The sequence below is a fragment of the Halomonas denitrificans genome (genome assembly GCA_019800895.1).
Taxonomy (GTDB): domain Bacteria; phylum Pseudomonadota; class Gammaproteobacteria; order Xanthomonadales; family Wenzhouxiangellaceae.
The window spans coordinates 591789-613410 of sequence record JAHVKF010000001.1 but is presented as its reverse complement, the minus strand read 5'-3'; the positions used below and the strand labels follow the sequence as shown (position 1 = coordinate 613410).

17 protein-coding genes are annotated in these 21622 nt (G+C 70.2%); 7 read left to right on the top strand and 10 right to left on the bottom strand.

Going from position 1 to position 21622, the window contains the following annotated elements; translation table 11 throughout:
- Nucleotides 1–5 precede the first annotated feature (5 nt).
- The 5 genes from KUV67_02720 to KUV67_02700 all read left to right on the top strand — a co-directional run bounded on the left by KUV67_02720 (nucleotide 6) and on the right by KUV67_02700 (nucleotide 8363).
- A complete protein-coding gene (locus KUV67_02720) occupies nucleotides 6–3884 on the top strand; it encodes a hypothetical protein (GenBank protein MBY6203782.1) in 3879 nt (1292 codons plus the stop codon).
- Nucleotides 3877–5196 (top strand): cytochrome c family protein, encoded by a 1320-nt coding sequence (locus tag KUV67_02715; protein MBY6203781.1) that lies wholly within the window; start codon nucleotides 3877–3879, stop codon nucleotides 5194–5196. The genes KUV67_02720 and KUV67_02715 overlap by 8 nt, the downstream gene beginning before the upstream one ends.
- A gap of 115 nt (nucleotides 5197–5311) precedes the next feature.
- On the top strand, nucleotides 5312–6532 hold the full coding sequence (locus KUV67_02710) for an FHA domain-containing protein (protein MBY6203780.1): 1221 nt from the start codon (nucleotides 5312–5314) through the stop codon (nucleotides 6530–6532).
- Between the two features lie 122 nt (nucleotides 6533–6654).
- A complete protein-coding gene (locus KUV67_02705; GenBank protein MBY6203779.1) occupies nucleotides 6655–7644 on the top strand; it encodes a hypothetical protein in 990 nt (329 codons plus the stop codon).
- Between the two features lie 260 nt (nucleotides 7645–7904).
- Complete coding sequence (locus KUV67_02700; protein MBY6203778.1) at nucleotides 7905–8363, top strand: hypothetical protein; 459 nt, start codon at nucleotides 7905–7907, stop codon at nucleotides 8361–8363.
- On the opposite strand, the gene KUV67_02695 is transcribed toward KUV67_02700, so the two are convergent.
- From KUV67_02695 to KUV67_02650, 10 genes are read right to left on the bottom strand one after another with little or no spacing between them, the layout of a single operon-like run.
- Nucleotides 8344–9534: a hypothetical protein gene (locus tag KUV67_02695; protein ID MBY6203777.1), complete on the bottom strand. Its 1191-nt coding sequence runs from the start codon at nucleotides 9532–9534 to the stop codon at nucleotides 8344–8346. The two genes, KUV67_02700 and KUV67_02695, sit on opposite strands and share 20 nt — an antisense overlap.
- A 24-nt stretch (nucleotides 9535–9558) precedes the next feature.
- Nucleotides 9559–10023 (bottom strand): cytochrome c-type biogenesis protein CcmH, encoded by a 465-nt coding sequence (locus tag KUV67_02690; protein MBY6203776.1) that lies wholly within the window; start codon nucleotides 10021–10023, stop codon nucleotides 9559–9561.
- Entirely contained in the window at nucleotides 10020–10568 is a 549-nt protein-coding gene (locus KUV67_02685; GenBank protein ID MBY6203775.1) for a DsbE family thiol:disulfide interchange protein, read from the bottom strand. The genes KUV67_02690 and KUV67_02685 overlap by 4 nt, the downstream gene beginning before the upstream one ends.
- Entirely contained in the window at nucleotides 10565–12541 is a 1977-nt protein-coding gene (locus KUV67_02680; protein MBY6203774.1) for a heme lyase CcmF/NrfE family subunit, read from the bottom strand. The genes KUV67_02685 and KUV67_02680 overlap by 4 nt, the downstream gene beginning before the upstream one ends.
- On the bottom strand, nucleotides 12538–12984 hold the full coding sequence (ccmE, locus tag KUV67_02675; protein MBY6203773.1) for a cytochrome c maturation protein CcmE: 447 nt from the start codon (nucleotides 12982–12984) through the stop codon (nucleotides 12538–12540). Before ccmE ends, KUV67_02680 begins: the two co-directional genes overlap by 4 nt.
- Nucleotides 12981–13172 (bottom strand): heme exporter protein CcmD, encoded by a 192-nt coding sequence (gene ccmD, locus KUV67_02670; protein ID MBY6203772.1) that lies wholly within the window; start codon nucleotides 13170–13172, stop codon nucleotides 12981–12983. Before ccmD ends, ccmE begins: the two co-directional genes overlap by 4 nt.
- Nucleotides 13169–13972: a heme ABC transporter permease gene (locus KUV67_02665; protein MBY6203771.1), complete on the bottom strand. Its 804-nt coding sequence runs from the start codon at nucleotides 13970–13972 to the stop codon at nucleotides 13169–13171. The genes ccmD and KUV67_02665 overlap by 4 nt, the downstream gene beginning before the upstream one ends.
- On the bottom strand, nucleotides 13969–14643 hold the full coding sequence (ccmB, locus tag KUV67_02660; GenBank protein MBY6203770.1) for a heme exporter protein CcmB: 675 nt from the start codon (nucleotides 14641–14643) through the stop codon (nucleotides 13969–13971). Before ccmB ends, KUV67_02665 begins: the two co-directional genes overlap by 4 nt.
- Nucleotides 14640–15281: a heme ABC exporter ATP-binding protein CcmA gene (ccmA, locus tag KUV67_02655; protein MBY6203769.1), complete on the bottom strand. Its 642-nt coding sequence runs from the start codon at nucleotides 15279–15281 to the stop codon at nucleotides 14640–14642. The genes ccmB and ccmA overlap by 4 nt, the downstream gene beginning before the upstream one ends.
- Nucleotides 15278–15736 carry a DUF3293 domain-containing protein gene (locus KUV67_02650; GenBank protein ID MBY6203768.1) on the bottom strand — a complete coding sequence of 153 codons (459 nt, stop codon included), beginning with the start codon at nucleotides 15734–15736 and terminating at the stop codon, nucleotides 15278–15280. Before KUV67_02650 ends, ccmA begins: the two co-directional genes overlap by 4 nt.
- A 219-nt stretch (nucleotides 15737–15955) precedes the next feature.
- On the opposite strand from KUV67_02650, the gene gor reads away from it, so the two are divergent.
- Nucleotides 15956–17320 carry a glutathione-disulfide reductase gene (gene gor / locus KUV67_02645; protein ID MBY6203767.1) on the top strand — a complete coding sequence of 455 codons (1365 nt, stop codon included), beginning with the start codon at nucleotides 15956–15958 and terminating at the stop codon, nucleotides 17318–17320.
- 110 nt (nucleotides 17321–17430) lie between these two features.
- On the top strand, nucleotides 17431–21597 hold the full coding sequence (locus tag KUV67_02640) for a S8 family serine peptidase (GenBank protein ID MBY6203766.1): 4167 nt from the start codon (nucleotides 17431–17433) through the stop codon (nucleotides 21595–21597).
- Nucleotides 21598–21622: the final 25 nt, after the last annotated feature.

The window sequence follows — 21622 nt, the reverse complement described above, 5'->3', positions numbered from 1 at the left end:
ACACGATGATTTTCAAGCTGTTCAAGTCCGTGGCGTTCAGGAGCGAAGACTCGGCACTCCGACTCTGTGCCGTTGCAGGCATCGCCGTGCTCCTCGCAGTGCTTTCCTTCGAGCTTCTGGCCGCCGGCGGCTATGCCGATCCCGTCGACCGCTCCTACCTCTATACACCGCCGGCGCCCGAGTCCCAGTCGGCCGAAGAGGTGCTTGCCAAGAGCGAAGGCTGCATGAGCTGCCACGTGGAGACCGATCGGCCGAGCATGCACGCGAACCCGGCGGTCAAGCTCGGCTGCACGGATTGCCACGGCGGTGATGCGACCCGGATGCTGCCGGCCGGGGCGGCAATGGGCGACGAGGCCTACCAGCGGACCCTGGAGACCGCCCACGTGCTGCCGCTGTATCCCGACGAGTGGCACACGCCGAGCAGCGCCAACCCCGAGCGGACCTACACGCTGCTCAACCACGAGAGCCCCGAGTTCATCCGCTTCATGAACCCGTCGGACTATCGCGTGGTGCGTGAGGCCTGCGGCGCCTGTCACCTGGAGATCATCCACAAGGCCGAGCGCAGCCTGATGGCGACCAGCGCGATGCTGTGGGGCGGTGCGGCCTACAACAACGGCATTCTCGACCGGAAGAACTACATCCTCGGCGAGGCCTATACGGCGGACGGCGAGCCGGCGCGCGTGACCGCGCCGATCGAGCCCGACGAAACGATGCGTGCGCTCGGAATCCTGCCGGAGCTGCTGCCGCTGCCGGCGTGGGAGACCATCAAGCCCGGTGATCATTTCCGGGTGTTCGAGCGCGGCGGGCGCAACAAGCTCAGCCTGTTCCCGGAGACGGGCAACCCGAACGCCACCGGGCGCATCGTGCTGCTCGAGGAGCCGGGCCGTCCGGACATCCGTCAGTCGAATCGTGGTCCGGGGACGGGCGCGCGCATCTCGGTGCCGGTGCTGAACATCACCAAGACCCGCCTGAACGACCCGAACATGTGGTTCATGGGCACCAACGATCAGCCCGGCGACTACCGCAACTCGGGCTGCGCGTCCTGCCACGTGGTCTACGCCAACGACCGCGATCCTCGCCATTCGGGCCCCTACGCCGCCTTCGGCCACCGCGGCCGGACGCAGACCGTGGATCCGACCATCCCCGACGACGAATCGGGTCACCCGCTTCAGCACGCGTTCACCAACTCGATCCCGACCAGCCAGTGCATGGTCTGCCACATGCACCAGCCGAACATGTTCGTCAACAGCTACATGGGCTACACGATGTGGGACTACGAGTCCGACGCGCCCCACATGTGGCCCGAGGAACAGCAGTACCCGGACGCGGACGAGATGCGCGCAGTGCTCGACCGCAATCCCGAGGGCGCCGCGCCGCGCGGCAACTGGGCCGACGTCGATTTCCTGCGCCAGGTCTCGGAGATGAACCCGGAGCTGAGCGACACGCAGTTCGCCGACTACCACGGCCACGGCTGGAACTTCCGGGCCGTGTTCAAGCGCGACCGCGAGGGCAACCTGCTCGACGACGAAGGAAACATCGTGTCGAACGACGACCCGGAAAAGTTCGACAAGGCCGTGCACATGTCGTCGATCCATCTCGACGCGGGCATGCACTGCGTGGACTGCCACTTCGCCCAGGACACGCACGGCAACGGTCATCTCTACGGTGAGGTGGCGATGGCCATCGAGATCGAGTGCGTGGACTGCCACGGCACCGCCGACGCGTACCCGAACCTGCGGACCTCGGGCCCCGCTGCGCTCGAGGGCGGCACCGACATGAGTCTGCTGCGCACGCCGGACGGCCGCCGGCGCTTCGAGTGGATCGGCAACGAGCTGGTCCAGCGCTCGGCGATGAACCCGGACCTCGAATGGACCCTGAGCCTGGTCCGCGACTCGGTCATGGAGGGCAGTGCCGGCTACAACGAGCGGGCGGCCAGGGCGAAGCTGATGAGTACGGACGTGACGGCCCAGACCTGGGGCATGGACGTGCCCAGCGATGCGCGGGCGCACCGCTACGAGGAAATGGAGTGCTACGCCTGCCACACCTCGTGGACGACCAGCTGCGGCGGCTGTCACCTGCCGGTCGAGGCCAACTGGAAGACCGATCGGCTGCACTACGAGGGCGGGCCGTCGCGCAACTACTCGACCTACAACCCGCAGGTGGCGCGCGACCAGACCTTCATGCTGGCCCGCCAGGGCGAGCAGCAGGGTGGCCAGTACGCGCCGGCGCGCTCGTCGTCGGCGCTCGTGCTGTCCTCCACCGATGCGTTCCGCCAGAAGATCTACGTGCAGCAGCCGCCGATCTCGTCGGCCGGCTACAGCTCGCAGGCGATGAACACGCACTTCCCGCACACGGTGCGCAAGACCGAGACGCGGGTCTGCAGCGACTGTCACCTGTCGGCCGACGGTGACAACAACGCGATCGTCGCCCAGACGCTGATGCTCGGCACCAACTTCCTCGACTTCGTCGGCTACCACGCGTGGGTCGGCGGCGACGGCGAGCTGTCGGCGGTGCAGGTCACCGAGTGGGACGAGCCGCAGGCGGTGATCGGCAGCTACCTGCATCGCTACGCCTATCCCGACTGGCATGCCGCGCACCTGGAACGCGATCGTGAACTGGAGACCGCGCACCGCCATTCGGCTGGCCGCGTCGGCTGCATCCAGCAGCGCGGCGAGTACCTGTACACCGCCGGCGGCGACGAGGGCTTCCGCGTCTACGACATCGCCTCGGTGGCCAACAAGGGCTTCTCGCAGCGCATCGTCTCGGCGCCGTTCAGTCCGCTCGGCCAGGACATGCAGGTGGCCTCGGAGAACGCCACCTGCGTCGATCTCGTGACGACCCAGCCGATCCACCCGGACCGCAACGAGGGCGAGCTGATGCGGGAGACCAACCAGGAGCAGCCGTTTGCGCCGATCTACGATTATGCGGTGATCACGGACGCCGTCGAGGGCCTGATCCTGGTCGACGTCAACACGCTGGCCGACGGCGAGCCGCGCAACAACGACCTGGAGCGAGCGCTGACCTGGAACGAGGACGGCGTGCTCGACGGCGCCCGCCACGTCACCATGGCCGGCGACCGGGCCTATGTCGCCGCCGACCGCGGCATCGTGGTGCTCGACCTGTCGGACCCGCTTTCGCCGCGCGTGGCCTCGACGATCCCGCTGACCGGGGCCCGGGCCACGACGCTGCAGTTCCGCTACCTGTTCGTGGTCGACGCCCGCGGGCTGTCGGTCGTCGACGTGACGGATCCGGCGGCGCCGCGGATCGTCGAGAACAACACGATCGCGCTGGCCGACGCGCACAACGTGTATGTCTCCCGCACCTATGCCTACGTCGCAGCGGGTCGCGACGGGCTGGTCATCGTCGACGTGACCCGTCCGGAAGCAATGGAGGTCGTCGAGCGATTTGCCGGCGATGACGATCGCGACGGCGGAATCGTCGATGCGCGTGACGTGATCGTGGCCTCGACCAACGCGTCGCTGTTCGCCTACGTCGCCGACGGCCGCGGCGGCCTGAAGGTTGTCCAGTTGACGTCGCCGGAGCTGCAGCCGAACTTCTACGGCTTCAGTCCGCGGCCGAATCCCGCGCTGATCGCGACCTATCCCACCGCGCGCCCCGCGCTCTCCCTGTCGAGGCCGCTGGAGCGGGACCGCGGCGTCGACGAGACCGGCGGCCAGGTCGCAGTGTTCGGCCGCCTCGGCGCCCGTCCGCTGACGCTGGAGGAAATGCAGGGCCTGTATCTCGACGACGACGGGAACCCCTGGTTCGTCCGCGACGAGGTCGAGCAGGACGAGGGCGACCCCGGCGTGATCGAGCATGACCCGGCCGTTCATCATGGGACCGGCCAGGAAGGGGCTGGCCAGGAAGGGGCCGGTCATGAGTAGGCGGGCGGGCGCACCGGCGCGCGGTCATCGGATCGCGCTGGCCGCGGCGGCGGCATGGGCGGCGTCGACGGCGCTCGCCCAGCCCCTGCCGTACGAAAGCGACGACCTGCACCTCGGGCCCGCGACCTGCGCGACGTCGGTCTGCCACGGCAAGGTTTCTCCGGACGAAACCTCGAACGTGCTGCTCAACGAGTACCGCACCTGGTCCAACGACGACTACCACTCGCGTGCCTACAACGTGCTGCGCAGCGAGGAGTCGAGGCGGATGGCCGAGCGTCTGGGACTGGGCAATGCCACCACCGCGCAGGTCTGCCTGGACTGCCACGCCGACAACGTGCCGGTGGAGCGGCGCGGCGAGAAGTTCCAGATCAGCGACGGTGTGGGCTGCGAGGCCTGCCACGGCGGGGCCGAGCGCTGGATCGAATCGCACGCCGAAGAGGGCGCGACGCATCAAGACAATCTCGCGCGCGGCATGTACCCGACCGAGCAGCCCGAGGCGCGGGCGCGGCTCTGCCTGTCGTGCCACGTGGGCACGGAGCACAGGTTCGCCGACCACGACATCATGGCCGCCGGCCATCCGCGCATGAGCTTCGAGCTCGAGACCTTCACGGTCAACCAGCCGGCGCACTACGAGATCGACGAGGACTACGTCCGGCGCAAGGGCGAGATCGGCAGCGTGAACATGTGGGTGACGGGCATGGTGATGAAGGCCGAGCGCCAGCTCGCCCTGATCCGCTCCGAGCGTTTCGAAGGTCACGGAATCTTTCCCGAGCTCGCGTTCTTCGACTGCCACGCCTGCCACCACCCGATGGACGCGCTGCGCATGCACTCGACGCCCGTGACGAGCGGACTGCCGCCGGGGATGGTGCGCCTCGACGACAGCAGCTTCCAGATGCTGCTGGCGATCGCTGACGTGCTCGATGCCCCGATCGGCGAGCGGCTACGGGAACGGACCCGGGATCTGCACCGGGCGACCGCCCGCGGTCGCGGGGCGCTGCAGGGCGCGGCCGGCGAACTCGACGGCGCCGTCGACGCCCTGCGCCGGTTCGTTGCCGGCCACGACTACAGCGCAGGGGAGATGCGGCGCATGCGCGAGCTGCTGCTGGCGCGGGCCGGCGAGGGCCGCTACGGCGACTTCACCAGCGCCGAGCAGGCCTTCCTGGCCGTGGAGACGCTCAGCATCGTGCTCGACGACGCCGGCGCGGTCGCTTCCGTCCTCGATGTCTGGTTCGAATCGCTGGCGAACGAGCACGAGTTCGACCCGGGCGCCTACGCGGCCGCCGCGCGACGGGTATCCGCCGCGCTGAACTGACGAGCGCGACAGGTATCGGCCGCGCTGGACCGCGTTTCCGCGGCGGCGGTCGGCGCACGGCGCGCGCTGCGGTAAAATCGTGACGGTCATCACGCCCGGACCACAGGTTGCCCTCATGAGTGCGCGCGATTCCGATCCCGATCAAGCGTCCGACGACCGCTCCGAACGGAACTCCGGCGCCGGTCCGGCGACCGACGGCGCGCCGCGCGACCGCTTTTCCCTCGAACACCAGGCGACCCGCCGGAAGACGCCCGTGTCCGGCACGATCACCGTGGGCCGGGGCGGAGAGCGCGAGCTCGTGCTCGACTGCGTCAAGTGCTCCCGCCTCCACGCCGAATTCCGGGTCGAGGCCGATTCGCTCGTCGTCGAGGACCGGGGCTCGACCAACGGCACCTACGTCAACAGCCGCAAGATCACCGAGGCGACGACGCTGGAGGACGGCGACGTGGTCCAGTTCGGCGACGATCGCTTCCGCGTCATCGACGTCGAACAGCAGAGCACCGAGCCCGACGCGGACCGGACCGTGGTCGCGAGCAGCGGCGACCTGGACGCGCTGCTGGGATCCGAGACACCGGCGGATGCACCGCACGGCGACTGGCCCGACGCACCCGAGGGCGCTGCCCCGGACGAGCGCGAGCGCGGCGAGGCGGGGCAAGAAGACTTCGGGAAGGGTCCTGCGCCGGCCGCCGCTCGACCGACCGGTCGGGAGGGCATGCGGTCGTCGCAGGGGGCGCTGGATGCGTCGATTCCCGGCAGCTGGGCCGATGCCGACCAGCTCGAGCAGGCGTCCCACACCTCGATGCTGGTCCACGAGGAGATGCTGGCGCCCGAGCACGCTTCGCCGTCGCTGGACCCGGAGATCGCCATCGCCCGTGCCCGGGAACACGCGGGTCCGGACCGCCCGATCCTGGTAGGGCTCAACGAGTCGGTGATGGGCGTGATGTTCGAGCTCGCGGGAGGCAAGGACGAGACCGGCAGGGACAGGACCAAGTGGGAAATCGGCCGGAGCGAGCGCGCCGAAATCGTCATCGATGCCGACAGCGTCTCGGGTCGGCACTGCCAGCTGGTCCACGACAAGGGCCGCTGGAAGGTGGTCAACATGATGTCGGCCAACGGGACCTTCGTGAACGATCGCAAGGTGTTGAGCGCCTACCTGCAGCCCGGCGACGTGATCCGCATGGGCAGCGTCGAGCTGGTGTTCGACGCCCGGGTGCGGGGAGCGCGCCGTCGCAAGCGGCCCGGCGCGGCACCGGCCGACGGCCGTTCCGGCGTCGGTCGCCTGCTCACCGCGCCGTTCCGCTGGCTGGGTCGCTTGTTCTCGCGCGGCTCCGGCTGAGCCGGACGTCGGGGTCGACGCGAACGCAGCCGCGGCGCTCGCCGGTCGGAGGGCTGCTATATTCCGAGCCGACTCCATCGCCCGGTCTGCTCTTGAGCCCTTCTTCGCGAACCCGGATCTGGATGCTGCGCCTCGTGCCGCCCGGTCGCTTCGGGCGTTGGTGGTCGGCATTGATCCTCCTCGCCGCGGGCGCCGCCCTGTTCGGTGCCGCCGGGCTGCAGATCGTGCGACATCCGGGCTACGACGGGCAGTTCCCCTGGTCCATCCCGCTCTTCTTCACCTGCGCGGTGGCCTACATCGTGCCGATGTTCCACTTCATCACGATGCGCACGCACCAGTGCCTGGATACGCTGGAGGCGTACGTGCCCTCGTCGAAGCGGCGCGCCGAGCTGCGCGATGCCATCGACCGGCGCTCGCTGGCCTGGACGCTGCGATCGGCGGGTGCGGCGGTGCTGCTCTGGCTGGTCCAGAGCCGGCTCCTGGCCGGAAGCTGGGAGAACGTGTGGATCGGCCTGACCGCGAACTTCGCGTCCAGCGTGTTCGCGATCGGGCCGCTGTTCGTCTGGCTGACGATGTACGTCGCCATGAGCGCCCTGGTCCAGAACGCGCTGACGTTCCGCCGCCTGGTGCCCGAGCTGGAAACGGACATCTTCGAGCCGGACAGCCACATGCCGGTCGGGAGCATGGCCGTGACGTCCACGCTGGTCTCCCTCGGCGGCATGGCGCTGATGTCGATCATGTGGCTCGGCGGTCCGATCGACTGGTGGACGACGCTGCCGGGGCTGGTGATCTTCGCGCCGTTCGTGCTTCTCCTGCTCCTGCTGCCCGTACTGCCGCTGCACCGCAAGCTGCTGGCCCAGCGCAGGGCGGCGCTCGAGGACGCGCAGCGGATGCTTCGCCGGGCCCGCGAGCCGAAGGGCGACGACGACGCGGCCATGATGCGGCAGTCCGCGGCGCTGTCGCTGCACCGCGAAGTCGCGCGCCTGCCGGTCTGGCCCTTCGATATGGGCGCGGTGACGCGCTTCGTCGCCTACGCCGTGATCGTGCCGCTGACCTGGGCCGGGGCGGCGCTGATCGAGATGCTGGTCAACGCGCTGGTCGAGGCCGGCTAGGCGTCGCAGCGACGGGGCCGGGATCGCACGGTGCCCGTTCGCGCGCCCGCGTGCTGCATGGACGATTTCCTACATCACGTCGGGTCGATTTCCTGTCGCCCGGAAACGGTCGATCGCGCTACCGTTGGCCTCGAAGCCCGCCGGCGTCCGGCCGACGCGGAACGGGGTCGCAGATCATCCGCGCCGATCGACCCCGAACGTCGCACGCTTGCTTCGATCGTCGGGCTCGGAGACGATCGAATCCGCCCCGGAGAACCGCCATGTCGCAATTCGCCCGGCTTCGCCGCGCAACGCTCTGGACGGCCGGCTTCGTTCCGGTCGCACTCCTTGTCGCTTATCTCGGCCTGCCGTCCGAGCGGACGCTGGTCGTGTCGGGGCTGGACGATGCGACGATCGAAGCCGTGGAGGCGAACGCAGCTGGCATCGTGCGCGTGGACCGGTCGGTTCCTGCGAGTCTCGACCGGATCCAGGACCCGCTGGCCCGCATGCAGCGGCTCGGGCCCGACGAGACGCTCTTGCGCCTGCCGCCCCGACCCTGGGCGGCGGGCCTGGGAATGGGGGCCGATCACGAAGCGGCGGGGACCCTGCTCGGGGCGCGGTACACGTTCGAGCGCAGGCCCAATCGCTGGGCAGGCCCTGTCTTCGTCGCGATCCTGCTGGTCGCTGCGCTCTGTGGGCTGCGGTGGCCGGGTCCAGCGGCTACCGGACGCGCTCGTTGATGCGCAGCGCGATGTCCCCGTCCTCGACGGTGACCGCCTCGCGCACGCCCTGCAGGTCGCCCGGTGAAGCGGTCGCGTTGCCGCTGGCGCTGATGCGGGCGGTGACGTTCCAGGTGTCGAAGCTCGACAGGTTCATGTTCGGCGCCATCGCGTCGGCGTCGGTCAGGGTCACCGTGCGGGGCAGGGCGGCGGCCGGGAAGCGTTGCACGGCCAGCGGCATCGGCGGGCCGGAGGCAGCGCGGGCGAACACGAACACGGTCTCGTCGCCGGAGACGGCGCCGGCCAGTTCGGGGGCGAGGTCGACGGTGACCGTCAGCGAGACGCCGGCCCCCGCGTCGTCGCGGGGCGTGGCCGGTGACGGCCGATCCGCGGCGCCGGCGGCCGGCGCCTGCACCGCCACGCCGGCGGACGCGTGCGCGTCGCTGGCCAGGGCCGCGCGGGCCCGTGCCATCTGTTCGTTGACCTGGTCCTTGACGCCGCCGGCCGGCAGCAGGGTATCGAGGCGTTCCCAGTCGACCAGCGCCTCGCGGAAACGGCCCTGCTGGAACGCGCCCATGCCGGACAGCCACAGGGCCTTCTGGTTGGTCGGGTCGAGCTCGACGGCGCGGTCGAGCAGGGCGGCGGCCTCCGGCGGCATCTCGGGCCGGCCGGAAGCGAACAGCAGCGTCTCGGCCAGCTCGACGTGGGCAAAGGAATTGTCGGGCTCCAGAAACAGCACGCGACGCCAGGCGGCGTCGGCGGCGGGCCACTGCTGCAGGTTCTTCCAGATCAGGCCCATGCGCGTCCAGGCCTCGACGTCCTCGGGGTTCTCGTCGACCGCCGCGGCCAGGTCGCCGAGGACCTCGCGGACCTCGGTCGCCCGGGGGTCCATCGGGTCCAGCGCCTCGGGCGTGCCGGCGACGCGGTAGACCAGGACCACCAGCACCGGCACCAGCACGACGACCAGCGCCGCCGTCAGGCGATGGTCGTTGCTGCGGGGCATCGCGGCGAGCTCCCGCTGGAGCGCGTCGTGTCGACGCGACCATTCAGCGGCCGGCAGGTCCTCCTTCAGGGCATCCAGCGCCTCGAGGCGATGGCGGATGCGGCGGGCTTCCGGCGCACTGCGCAGCAGCGGCACCAGGACGAAGGCCAGCGCGACCAGGCAGGCGAGCGCACTCAGGAACAGGAACACGTCGGGCGGTCTCCGGGGGCGGGGTCAGGTAGCGGGCGGATCGGAGGGCGAATCGCCGGCCGGCGTGCCCGCCGACTCGGCCAGGCGACGGCGCTGGGCGCGGACGATCAGCGCGGCGAGAATGCCGCCGACGACCAGCAGCAGCGGCGGGCCGGCCCACAGCAGCAGCGTATGGGCGGCCAGCGGCGGGTTGTACAGCACGAAATCGCCGTAGCGGTCGCGCATGAACTGGCGAATCTCGTTGTCGGCCCGGCCCTCGCGAATCTGGCGGTAGACCGCCTCGCGCAGGTCGGCGGCCAGCGGTGCGTCGGAGCTGGACAGCGCCTGGTTCTGGCACACGGTGCAGCGCAGTTCGTCGATCAGTGCGTGGTAGCGCTCGCGCTGGGTCTCGCTGGCGAATTCCAGCGGCTGGATCGGGTTCTGCGCCGCGCCGGTCGCGGCCAGGACCAGCAGCAGGGCGGCGGCGAAGGTCCGGAAACGCACCGTCACTGCGCTTGCTCCGCCAGCGCGGCGAGGCCGCGGCTTCGCTGCATCAGGTCGGCGAAGCTCTCGGCGTCGATCGGACCGGTGTGCTTGTGCCGGATGATGCCGTTGTGGTCGACCAGGAAGGTCTCCGGCGCGGCGACAACGCCCAGATCGATGACCAGGTCGCTGTCGTAGTCGACGACCTGCAGGTCCCAGCCGTCGCCGAACCGCTCCAGCCAGCGCAGTGCGTCGTCGCGTTCGTCCTTCCAGTTGATGCCCACCAGTGGCACCGGCGCTTCCTCGCCCAGCCGGACGATGAAGGGGTGCTCGATGCGGCAGGCCGGGCACCAGCTTCCCCAGACGTTGATCAGGTAGGGACGGCCGGCCAGCGCGTCGTTGGTGATGGTGCGGCCCGGGTCGGCCAGCGAAGGCAAGGCGAAGTCCGGCACCGGCTTGCCGATCAGCGGGCTTCGGATCAGCTGGCGCTCGTCGGCGGTCTTCAGCCCGGTGAACAGCAGGATCAGCAGGACTGCGAACAGCAGCAACGGGACCGCGAGCAGACGAGTCATGCCGCGGCCTGCTGCGGACCGCCGACGGCCGCGTCGGTGCGCGTCATGGCGTGCTTCGCCAGGCGGCGGTAGCGCGGGTCGGTCGCGGCCAGCAGGCCGCCGATCAGCATCAGCACCGCACCGCCCCAGATCCAGCGGATGAACGGCTTGACGTGGACGCGGATCGACCAGGCGTCGCCGTCCAGCGGCTGGCCCATGGCGATGTAGAGGTCGCGGAACAGGCCGGGCTCCAGGGCGACCTGGGTCATGACCTGGCCGGAGCGGTAATAGCGGCGCTTCTGCGGGGTCATCGCGGTCCAGGCCTCACCGTCCTTCAGCACCGTGAAGCGGGCTTCCTCGGCCGACCAGTTCGGGCCCTTGACCGTGGCGATCTCGTCCAGGCGGAAGGCCAGGCCGGCGGTCTCGACGGTCTCACCGGGGCGCATCGCGAAGTCGCGCTCGGCGGTCGACGATTCGACCATCGCCACGCCGATCACGAACACGCCGACGCCGAGGTGCGCGGCGACCATGCCCCAGTGGCCCCGGAGCAGGCCCGACGACGACTTCGCCGCGCGGGCGACGAAGGCCAGGGCGCCGAGGACCAGCCAGAGGCCGCCGATCCAGCCCGTCACGGCGCGCAGCGTGAACGCATCCAGCGCACCGGCGATGATGACGCCGCCGAGGACGGCCACGATCGCCGGCACCACGAGCGGTTTCAGCGCCCGGCCGACGCTGTCCTGCTTCCACCGGCTCATGGGTCCGAAGGGCAGCAGCAGCACCAGCGGCGTCATCAGCAGGATGAACATCGCCGAGAAGTAGGGCGGACCGACCGAGACCTGGCCCCAGCCCATGAAGTCGTTGAGGATCGGGAACAGCGTTCCGAGCAGGACCATGGCCGCGGAGACGACCAGCAGCAGGTTGTTGGCCAGAAGCAGGGTCTCGCGCGAGAACCAGTCGAAGCCCTCGCCGGCGGCGAGCTTCGGCGCGCGCAGCAGGAACAGCAGCAGCGCCCCGCCGGTGACGATGCCGAGGAAGGCCAGGATGAACAGGCCGCGCTCGGGGTCGTTGGCGAAGGCGTGGACCGAGGTCAGCACGCCGGAGCGGACCAGGAAGGTGCCGAGCAGCGACAGGGAGAAGGCGGCGATCGCCAGCAGCACGGTCCAGGCGGGGAACGCGTTGCGCTTCTCGGTCACGGCCTGCGAGTGGATCAGCGCGGTGCCGACCAGCCACGGCATGAACGAGGCGTTCTCGACCGGGTCCCAGAACCACCAGCCGCCCCAGCCGAGCTCGTAGTAGGCCCACCAGGAGCCCAGCGCGATGCCGCCGGTGAGGAACGACCAGGCGGCCAGCGTCCACGGCCGCGACCAGCGCACCCATTCGCGCTCGACCTTGCCGCCGAGCAGGCCGGCGACGGCGAAGGCGAAGGCCACCGCGAAGCCGACGTAGCCCATGTACAGCAGCGGCGGGTGGAAGATCATGCCTGGGTCCTGCAGCAGCGGGTTCAGGTCGGCGCCGTCGGGCGGGCCCGGCAGCAGCCGCTCGAAGGGATTCGACGTCAGGATCGTGAACAGCAGGAAGCCGATCGTGATCATGCCCATCACCGCCAGCACGCGGGCCAGGAACGGCCGCGACAGGGAACGCGAGAACAGGACCACGGCCACCATCCAGCCCGACAGCATCAGCACCCAGAGCAGCAGCGAGCCCTCGTGGCCGCCCCAGACGCCGGTCAGGCGGTAGTGCACCGGCAGCAGGAGGTTCGAATGGTTGGCGACGTAGGCGATCGTGAAGTCGTTGGCGACGAACGCGGCGGACAGGATGCCGAAGGCGATCGCGACGAACACGAACAGGCCGACGGCCAGCGACGGGGCCAGGCTCATCAGCCGGGCGTCGTCGCGCCACGCGCCGATCAGGGGCAGCGTGGCGAGGAGGATCGCCAGAACCAGCGAAACGATCAGCGCGATCTGGCCCAGCTCGCCCAGTACGCCGCCCGTCATGGGTTCGTGTCCGGACCGGGGTGACCGGCCTCTTCCAGCGCCCGCAGGACCTCCGGCGGGGTGTAGGTCTCGTCGTGGCGGGCCAGCACCTCGTCGGCCTCGAAGCGTCCGTCGCGCAGGTAGCCGTGGGCGATCACGCCCTGTCCCTCGCGGAACAGGTCGGGCAGGATGCCGCTGTAGGTCACCGGCACGTTATGGCGACCGTCGGTGACCTGGAATTCGACGTCCAGGCTGCCCGGTGCGCGAACCACGGTGCCGTCGGCGACCAGGCCGCCGAGGCGGAAGCGCCGCTCGGGCGACAGTTCCTGTTCGGCGACGTCCGTGGGGCTGACGAAGAACATCACGTTCTGGTTCATCGCGGTGATCGCCACGGCGGTCGCGAGGGACATGCCGACGAGGATCAGGACGACGATCAGCAGGCGGCGCTTGCGGGTGCGGGTCATGGGGCGTCGTTCTCCTTCAATGCGTTCGCCGCGGAGCGCTCCTCGAGCTGCTCGCGAATCTGCCGGACCAGGCGACGACGGCGAATCCACGGGGCGAGGAACTGCCACGCGCAGACGGCCGCGAACACGCCGTAACTGGACCACACGAAGGCCGCGTAGTTCAGATCGGGGAGGATCGTCGACATCATCGGATCGCCGCTCCCCGTTCGATCGGATCGACCGCGCCTGGGGCTTCCAGGCCGGGCGCGAGTTCGCGCTGGACCCAGCGCTTGTGCTGGTCCTGGGCCAGCAGCAGGTTGCGGGCGCGGTCCAGCAGGGCGGCGCCGAACAGGAACTTGGTGCCCAGCGTGGTCCAGATCAGCGGCGGGATCATCGACGGGTGCATCGACGACTCGCCGAACACGCGGATCGTCTGGCCCTGGTGCAGCGTGGTCCACCATTCGACCGAGAAATGGATGATCGGCAGGTTGACCAGGCCGGCGATGACCAGGACCGACGCCACGCGCGCGCCCTTGCGCGGATCGTCGTAGGCCGCGTACAGCGCCATGATGCCGACGTAGATGAACAGCAACACGAGCATCGAGGTCAGGCGCGCGTCCCATTCCCACCAGGTGCCCCACATCGGCTTGCCCCAGAGCGAGCCGGTGACCAGGCAGATCAGCGTGAGACCGGCGCCGATCGGCGCCGCGGCCATGGCCATGATCTCGGCGGTGCGGATGCGCCAGATCAGCGCGATCGCGGCCAGCACCGCCATGATCAGGTAGCCGAGCAGCGCCTGCCATGCGGCCGGCACGTGGATGTACAGGATGCGGGCCGAGTCGCCCTGCTGGTAGTCGGGCGGGGCCACGTACAGGGCCAGGTACACGCCGTACAGCGTGCAGGCCAGGAACGCCGCCCACAGCCAGGGCGCGAGGCGACGCGCGAACACGCTGAACACGGGCGGCGACCCGAGCTTGTGGAATGCCAGTTTGATCGACTGCCAGATCATTCGAGATTCATCTTGAGAGCGGCCCGGATGCCGATCGGCGCCAGGGTCAGACACACTATTGTAAAGGCCCCCAGGAAACCCAGGTGAGCACCGGGGGCGAAGCCGTCGGCGGCCAGCTGGACCGCGCCGGCGGCGAAGATCAGCAGCGGCACGACCAGCGGAAAGACGAGGATCGCCAGCAACGCGCCGGCGCCGCGGGTGGTCAGGGTCAGCGCCGCGGCCAGCGCGCCGATCAGGGTCAGGGCGGGCGTGCCGATCGCGAGACTCGCCACCAGCGTACCCAGCGCCGGCGCGGGCAGGTTGAGCATCAGACCGGCCAGCGGGGAGAACAGCACCACCGGCAGGCCGGTGACGAGCCAGTAGGCGAGCAGCCGGACGTACACGGCCAGGTAGCCCTCGCGGTTGCCGACGAACCACTGCTCCAGCGAGCCGTCGTCGTAGTCGGGCCGGAACAGGTGCTCCAGCGCCAGCAGGCTGGCCAGCAGCGCGGCGACCCAGATCATGCCGCCGGAGAGCCGGGCCAGCAGGTCGGGGCCGGGGCCGACGCCCAGCGGAATCAGCACCACGACCGCGAACAGGAAGAACAGCGGCAGCAGCGTCTGGCCGATCCGGCGGAAGGCCAGCCGCAGGTCGCGGACCAGCAGCGCACGGGCTTCGCGCAGCGCGCTCACGGCGCGTCCCCTTGCCTATCGATGAGCGTATCGACGTGCGGATCCCCGTGCGCGGCGTCGGCTGCCACCACGGCCAGCCGGGCCAGCCGTGGGTGGTCGGGGAAGCGCTGGTGGGTGGCCAGCACCACGGCGCCGCCGGCCTCCGCGTGGTCGGACACCAGCCGGTCGACGATCACGCAGCCCTCGTCGTCGAGGCTGGCATAGGGCTCGTCGAGCAGCCAGATCGGCACCCGGCGGACCAGCAGCCGGGCCAGGCCCAGCCGACGTCGCTGGCCGGCCGAGAGCGCACGCGTAGGGCGCCGACCCAGCCCGGCCAGGCCGACCCGGGCCAGGGCCTCGGCCGCCGGTCGCCCGGGCGGCCCCATGGCGCGCTCGAACTCGAGGTTCTCGCGGCAGGTCAGGTCGTGCTTGATCGCCGGCAGGTGGCCGACCAGGGCGCAGTCGGCGGTCGCGCTGCGCGTTCCGGCGGACGGCCGGATCACGCCGGCCAGGGCGCGCAGCAGGGTGGTCTTGCCGGCACCGTTGCGGCCGGTCAGGGCCAGCACGTCGCCGCCGTGGACTGCCAGCGAAACCGGCTCGAACACCGGTTCGCCGGCGCGTTCGAAGACCAGGTCGACGGCGCGGAGCAGGGCGCTCATCCGCCCCCGCCAGCGCGGGGGAGCGGGACCAGTTCGGCCGGCCCGTCGCCGGTGCCGCAGACCACCGCGGCCTGGCCGAAGCGCCGGGCCAGGGCCAGGCCTTCGTCGAGCCGGCGCACTTCGACCAGGCGGCCGTGCTCGTCCGGCCAGCGGCCGCGCGGGTCGATGTGCCGGGTGGTGCCGCGGACCGGAATCCGGGCCTCGGCCAGCGCCGCGTCGAGCTCGGCGCGCATGCGACGGTTCTCGTCCTCGTCGCGCGATCGTGCGCCGGGGTTGTCGGGCGTGACGATCATCCAGTGACCGACCGGCCCCCGCGAGGGTTCGTCGGCGGGCCACTGGACCCGCTCGCCGATGCGCACGTCGACCTCCGCACCGCCGGCCAGGCGGACGCGGTAGGTCGTGGCCTTGAAGGCCTCGACCAGGGTCGTGGGCAGCGGGGCCGGGTCGGGCGGCATCGTTCGGGTCTCCGGGACGGGTCGATCGGGTCGTTGCGGTATCATCCTGCGCGGCCGGCTACGGGGCGCGTCGGCGATGCGCTCGCCGAAGCCCGCGGGATTCCGGCCCCGAGCGGTCCAGTGCGAGGCCGCCGGTTCGCAGTACCGATTCGCACCGATGGTTCGCGCTGAATGGTTCGTACCGTCGATTCTACCTGCCCCAAAGCCCCGGATTCATCGATGCATCCTTATGACTACGACCTGTTTGTGATCGGCGGCGGCTCCGGCGGCGTGCGCGCCGCGCGGATCTCGGCCGGCCACGGCGCCCGCGTCGGCCTGTGCGAGGAATCGCGCCTCGGCGGCACCTGCGTGATCCGCGGCTGCGTGCCGAAGAAGCTGATGGTGTTTGCCAGCCAGTTCTCCGAGGCCTTCGAGGACGCGGCCGGCTACGGCTGGAGCGTCGGCGAGGCCCGCTTCGACTGGCCGGCGCTGGTCGCGGCGAAGGAAAAGGAAATCACCCGGCTCGAAGGCGTCTACGGGCGGCTCCTCGAGGGCGCCGGCGTGACCGTGCACGAGGGCCGGGGCCGTCTGATCGACGCGCACACGGTCGAGGTCGGCGAGCGGCGGTTCACGGCCAAGACGATCCTGGTCGCGGTCGGCGGCCGGCCGACGAAGCTGGATATCCCCGGGGCCGAACTGGGCATCATTTCCGACGACGCCTTCGACCTGCCGGAGCAGCCGAAGGAGTTGCTGATCGTCGGCGGCGGCTACATCGCGGTCGAGTTCGCCGGCATCTTCAACGGCCTGGGCACGAAGGTCACCGTCGCCTACCGCCGGGACCGCATCCTCCGCGGCTTCGACGAGGACGTCCGCCGCGTGGTCGACGCCGGCATGCGCGAGCGCGGCGTGGACATCCGGACGCAGGTCTGCCCGGCGCGGCTGGACCGGGCCGACGACGGCCGCATCGAGGTGACCTTCACCGACGACTCCACCGCGCGCTACGACCAGGTGTTCTTCGCCACCGGCCGCTCGCCCTACGTCGGCGATCTCGGCCTCGAGGCGGCCGGCGTGACGCTGGGCCGGGGCGGCCGGATCGAGGTCGACGACGACAGCCGCACCTCGGTCGAGAACATCTTCGCGGTCGGCGACGTGACCGACCGCATCCAGCTCACGCCGGTGGCGCTGGCCGAGGGGCACGCGTTCGCCGATACGCAGTACGGCGGTATGCCGCGCCAGGCCAGCCACGACAACGTCCCCTCGGCAGTGTTCAGCCAGCCGCCGGCGGCCAGCGTGGGGCTGGCCGAACACGAGGCACGGGAACGTTGCGAAGCGCTCGATGTCTATCGTTCGGAGTTCACCCCGATGCGCTACACCCTGGCGGGGCGTGGCGAAAAGGCCCTGATGAAGCTGCTGGTCGATCGGGACAGCGACCGGGTGCTCGGCCTGCACGTGGTCGGACCCGACGCCGGCGAAATCGTCCAGGGCTTCGCGGTCGCCGTCCGGGCCGGTTTGACCAAGGCGGATTTTGATCGCACCATTGGCATTCACCCGACCAGCGCGGAAGAGCTGGTCACGATGCGCGTGCCGGTCGACCCGGCGACGTGAATTCCGGGAGCCTCCTTCACGGAGCGCTCCGGCGTGTTGGCAACCTGGACGACGGCCCCGGCGGGTCCGGGCGTCCACTGGAAACGAATCCTTCGGAGAACGAACCGGACATGACTCAGGCAATTCGACGCTTTTCCACCGCGACGCTGGTCTCGGCCCTTGTTGCAACCTTTCTCGTGGCGGTCGGGGGACCTGCCGCAGTGGCCAAATCCGAGCGCCCGGTCGGCGGTGCCAAGGGGCTGGAATCGGCCACCTTCATCGTTCGCCTCGACGCGCTGCCGAGCGCGCAGTTCCGCGGCGGCACGCTGGAGACCTTCGACGCCCGCGGCCGCAAGTCGGCCAAGCGCTTCGCGCCGACCGCGCCGGAAGCCACCGGCGCGGTCCGGCTCGATGCCGACGCCCCGGCGGTGGCGGAGTATGCGATGCACCTGGATGCGGTGCGCGGCGATGTCCTGTCGCGCGCCGGAGCGATCCTGGGCCGTGACCTGGCGCCGAAGCACGTCTATCGCCACGTGCTCAACGGCTTCGCCGTCGAGCTGAGCGCCGCCGAGGCCGAGCGCCTGGCCGCGCTGCCGGGCGTGCGCTCGGTCGAGCCGGAGTTCGTTCATCGGCCGCTGACCGACAACGGGCCGCAGTGGATCGGCGCGACCCGCTACTGGGTCGGCCAGAACGGCACGGTCGCGCCGAACCGGGGCGACGGCATGGTGATCGGTATCGTCGACACGGGCATCAACTGGGAATCGAATTTCTTCGACGAGACCCGCCCGGGCGCGCCCCAGATCGACAACCCGCGCGGTCAGTTCTACGGCCTGTGCAGTCAGCCGAACGTGCCGTGCAGCGACAAGATCATCGGCGTCTACGACTTCACCGACGAAGGCACCGACGGCAAGGACCCGGACAACCACGGGTCGCACGTGGCCAGCATCGCCGCCGGCTTTCCGCTGTCGTTCTCGCTGAACATCGCCGGCCAGTCGATCTTCTTCTCGACCTCCGGCGTGGCGCCGAACGCCAGCATCATTTCCTACAAGGCCTGCGAGTCCGACCCGGACGACCCGGACGGCAGCTTCGTGTGTTTCGGCAGTTCGACCGCTGCGGCGCTCGAGCAGGCCATCGTCGACGAGGTCGATACGCTGAACTATTCGATCGGCGGGCCGCCGACCGATCCCTGGGCGGGCATCGGTCAGAGCTTCACGACCTCGCAGGAACTGTTCCTGAACCTGCGCGCCGCCGGCGTCGCGGCCGCGACCTCGGCCGGCAACTCGGGCCCCGACGCGGGCACGGTCGGCACGCCGGCCAACGCGCCGTGGTCCTTCGCCGTGGCCAACGCCACTCACGATCGCGTCCTCGCCAATCGCCTGCTCGGCGCTTCCGGCGGGCCGTTCACGCTGGGCAGCCTGACCGGACTGGGCCTGACCGGTGGCACGGAGATTCTCCCGATCGTCTACGCCGGCGACTTCGGCAACGCCCTGTGCGGTACGGGCGAGGCCGAGCTCGGCTCGACCTGCGGCCAGAATACCGGCGCCACCAACCCGTTCCCGCCGGGGACCTTCAACGGCGAGATCGTGGTCTGCGACCGCGGCACCTACGGCCGCATCGAGAAGGGTCGCAACGTGCTGGCTGCCGGCGCCGGCGGCATGATCCTGGCCAATACGGACGCCCAGGGCGAGAGCATCAACGGCGACCAGCACTGCCTGCCGGCGATGCACATCGGCGACAGCGACGGTGACCGCATCCGGAGCTGGCTGGCCAGCGGCAGCGGCCACCAGGGTCGCCTGACGGGCACGATCCGGGTCGTCGACGACGACTTCGGCGGTCGCCTGAATACCTCGTCGTCGCGTGGACCGGCGATCGGCTCGCCCGACACCATGAAGCCGAACGTAACCGCGCCGGGCACCGACGTGCTGGGCGCCGGCTTCGACGGCGTCAACTCGATCGCGTTCCTGACCGGAACGTCGATGTCGTCGCCGCACGTGGCGGGTGCGGCGGCCCTGCTGCGCGCCTCGCACCCGGACTGGACCCCGGACCACGTGTTCTCGGCGCTGGTCACGACCGCGGACCCCGACCTGATCACGCTGGACGACGGCTCGCCGGCCAGCACCATCGATCGCGGCGCCGGCGGCGTCCAGGTCGACCTGGCCTCGCAGATCGGCCTGTATCTCCCGGTCACGACGCAGGAATTCGAGGACGCCAATCCCAGCCTCGGCGGCGATCCCGGTCAGCTCAACCTGCCCGGCATCGCCAGCGACGGCTGCGCGTCCCAGTGCGACTTCACCCGCCGGGTCCGTGCGCTGGGTGACGGCATCTGGAACGTCCGCGTCGAGGGCGACCTCGACATCGCGGTCAGCCCGAGCGACTTCACCCTGCAGGAGGGCGGCAGCCAGGTCCTGGACATCTCGGTCTCGCCGGGCTCGGTGCCGCTCGGCACCTGGGGCACCGGGTCGATCGTCCTCGAGTCCGTCGGCGGCGTGTTCGCCGACCAGCGGCTGCCGGTGGGGGCCTTCGTCACTCCCGGCGAGCTGCCGGACGTGCAGCACTACACGACGGAAACCAACCGCGGCCGCGGCGAACTTTCCATCGAGCAACTGGGCGTTCTTTCGGAAGCACTGTTCCGGACCAGCGCGCTGACGCTGCCCACGGCTCGGGTTCCCCAGCTGGCCCAGGACCCGACCCGCGACACCCCCTACGACGGCGGTGCAGGCGTCGCCCTCGAGCTGGTCGATGTGCCCTCCGGTGCGCTGCTGCTGCACGCCGAGACCTTCACGTCGCCGTCGCAGGACGTTGACCTGTTCGTCGGCCGAGATGTCAACGGCAATGGCGTGGCCGAAGAGTCCGAGGAAGTCTGCCGGTCGACCACGCCGACCGACCTCGAACTCTGCAACATCGCCACCCCCCTGCCGGGCCAGTGGTGGATCGTGGTCCAGAACTGGAATGCCTCGTCGGGCGCAGGCAGCGACAACGTGCCCTTCGAGTTCGCCGTACTGTCCGAGGACCTCGACCCGAGCCTGGTCGTCTCCGGACCGGCGGTCCACCCCGGCGGGCCGCTGACGCTGCCGATCTACTGGGACCAGCCGGCCATGAAGGCCAGCGAGCGCTGGGTCGGTGCCGTGGGCGTGGCCTCGTCGCCGGACTTCACGGCCAATATCGGGGTGATTCCGGTGACGGTGGACCGGGTCGGTCCGAACACGCCGCAGGTCACGCCGCTGTTCGAAGGCCAGGACTACACGCTGGTGATCCCGCCGCAGACCGAGCACGAGCTGGCGTTCATCGACGTGCCGTCCAGCGCGGCCACGCTGTCCGTCCAGGCCGACGGGCCGCTGACCGGCCTGTCGCTGCGTCGCCTCGACTTCTCGATGGTCGGCACGCCGGTCCAGCCCCAGCCGGCGACGCAGGTCGCGGTGGGGTCGCAGTCGGGCGGCACCTGGACCGTGACTGCCCCGCCCAGCATCCAGCCGGGCCGCTACTTCGTGGTCATGGACAACGCGACCAACGCCGAGGCCCAGGTCACGGTCACCGCCGAGGTCGGCGAGCTGAACGGCATCCAGCCGCAGCGCGGCCTGTGGAGCCCGCGCGACCGACTGATCAACCAGGGCATCGAGTACCAGGTCGCCGGCAGCAACGCCTTCGTGACCTGGTACACCTACGACGAAGACGGCCTGGCGACGTTCTACATCTCCAACGGCGCACCGGCCGAGCTGAACAGTTCCTACTTCAGCCAGCCGATCTACCGGGTGACCAGCAACGGCATTCGCCAGACCGTCGACGTGGTCGGCGAGATCCAGGTCACGGCGCTCGACGAACGCGAGCTGATCTTCGCCTGGCGCCTGAACGGCTACCACGGTGCGGAGATCTACACCCCCGACCACAACAGCGATTGCCCGCTGGTCGACGGCGAGCGCCGGCAGCTGCTGGGCCACTGGTTCCCGGCCGAGTTCCGCGAAGGCGGCGTGACCTTGCTCTACACCGCGGTCGCCGAGGCCTGGGTGCGCTACTTCTTCGACGTCACCGGCCAGCCGCGCTGGGTGTTCGCCGGCAACGAAGTCGAGGCCACGATCCCCGGCGCCAAGGCACTGGACGTACTCGAGTTCCGGGGCTGGTGCATCTACTGCGAGGAAACCGACATCACCAACAGCTCGGTCGGCGTGCTCGAGCGGGTGTTCGACGGCCTCGAGAGCGTGCGCGAAGTGCTGTCCTTCGAGATCGGTGCGCCGATCGACACGGACTACGCCACCGACCGCACGCTGTCGCGCCTGTCGAACGTGGGCACCTGCCCGAACTGACGCCGGGTCGCATCCGGTCGGTCCT

Excerpts from the sequence above, each read along its gene's own strand:
- KUV67_02700 (MBY6203778.1), top strand. The coding sequence starts at position 7,905 with ATGTCGCAATTCGCCCGGCTTCGCCGCGCAACGCTCTGGACGGCCGGC.
- KUV67_02720 (MBY6203782.1), top strand. The coding sequence starts at position 6 with ATGATTTTCAAGCTGTTCAAGTCCGTGGCGTTCAGGAGCGAAGACTCG.
- KUV67_02640 (MBY6203766.1), top strand. The coding sequence starts at position 17,431 with ATGACTCAGGCAATTCGACGCTTTTCCACCGCGACGCTGGTCTCGGCC.
- KUV67_02710 (MBY6203780.1), top strand. The coding sequence starts at position 5,312 with ATGAGTGCGCGCGATTCCGATCCCGATCAAGCGTCCGACGACCGCTCC.
- ccmD (MBY6203772.1), bottom strand. The coding sequence starts at position 13,172 with ATGATGTCGACGATCCTCCCCGATCTGAACTACGCGGCCTTCGTGTGG.
- ccmE (MBY6203773.1), bottom strand. The coding sequence starts at position 12,984 with ATGACCCGCACCCGCAAGCGCCGCCTGCTGATCGTCGTCCTGATCCTC.
- KUV67_02685 (MBY6203775.1), bottom strand. The coding sequence starts at position 10,568 with ATGACTCGTCTGCTCGCGGTCCCGTTGCTGCTGTTCGCAGTCCTGCTG.
- ccmA (MBY6203769.1), bottom strand. The coding sequence starts at position 15,281 with ATGAGCGCCCTGCTCCGCGCCGTCGACCTGGTCTTCGAACGCGCCGGC.
- KUV67_02705 (MBY6203779.1), top strand. The coding sequence starts at position 6,655 with ATGCTGCGCCTCGTGCCGCCCGGTCGCTTCGGGCGTTGGTGGTCGGCA.
- gor (MBY6203767.1), top strand. The coding sequence starts at position 15,956 with ATGCATCCTTATGACTACGACCTGTTTGTGATCGGCGGCGGCTCCGGC.
- KUV67_02650 (MBY6203768.1), bottom strand. The coding sequence starts at position 15,736 with ATGCCGCCCGACCCGGCCCCGCTGCCCACGACCCTGGTCGAGGCCTTC.
- KUV67_02680 (MBY6203774.1), bottom strand. The coding sequence starts at position 12,541 with ATGACGGGCGGCGTACTGGGCGAGCTGGGCCAGATCGCGCTGATCGTT.
- KUV67_02715 (MBY6203781.1), top strand. The coding sequence starts at position 3,877 with ATGAGTAGGCGGGCGGGCGCACCGGCGCGCGGTCATCGGATCGCGCTG.
- KUV67_02665 (MBY6203771.1), bottom strand. The coding sequence starts at position 13,972 with ATGATCTGGCAGTCGATCAAACTGGCATTCCACAAGCTCGGGTCGCCG.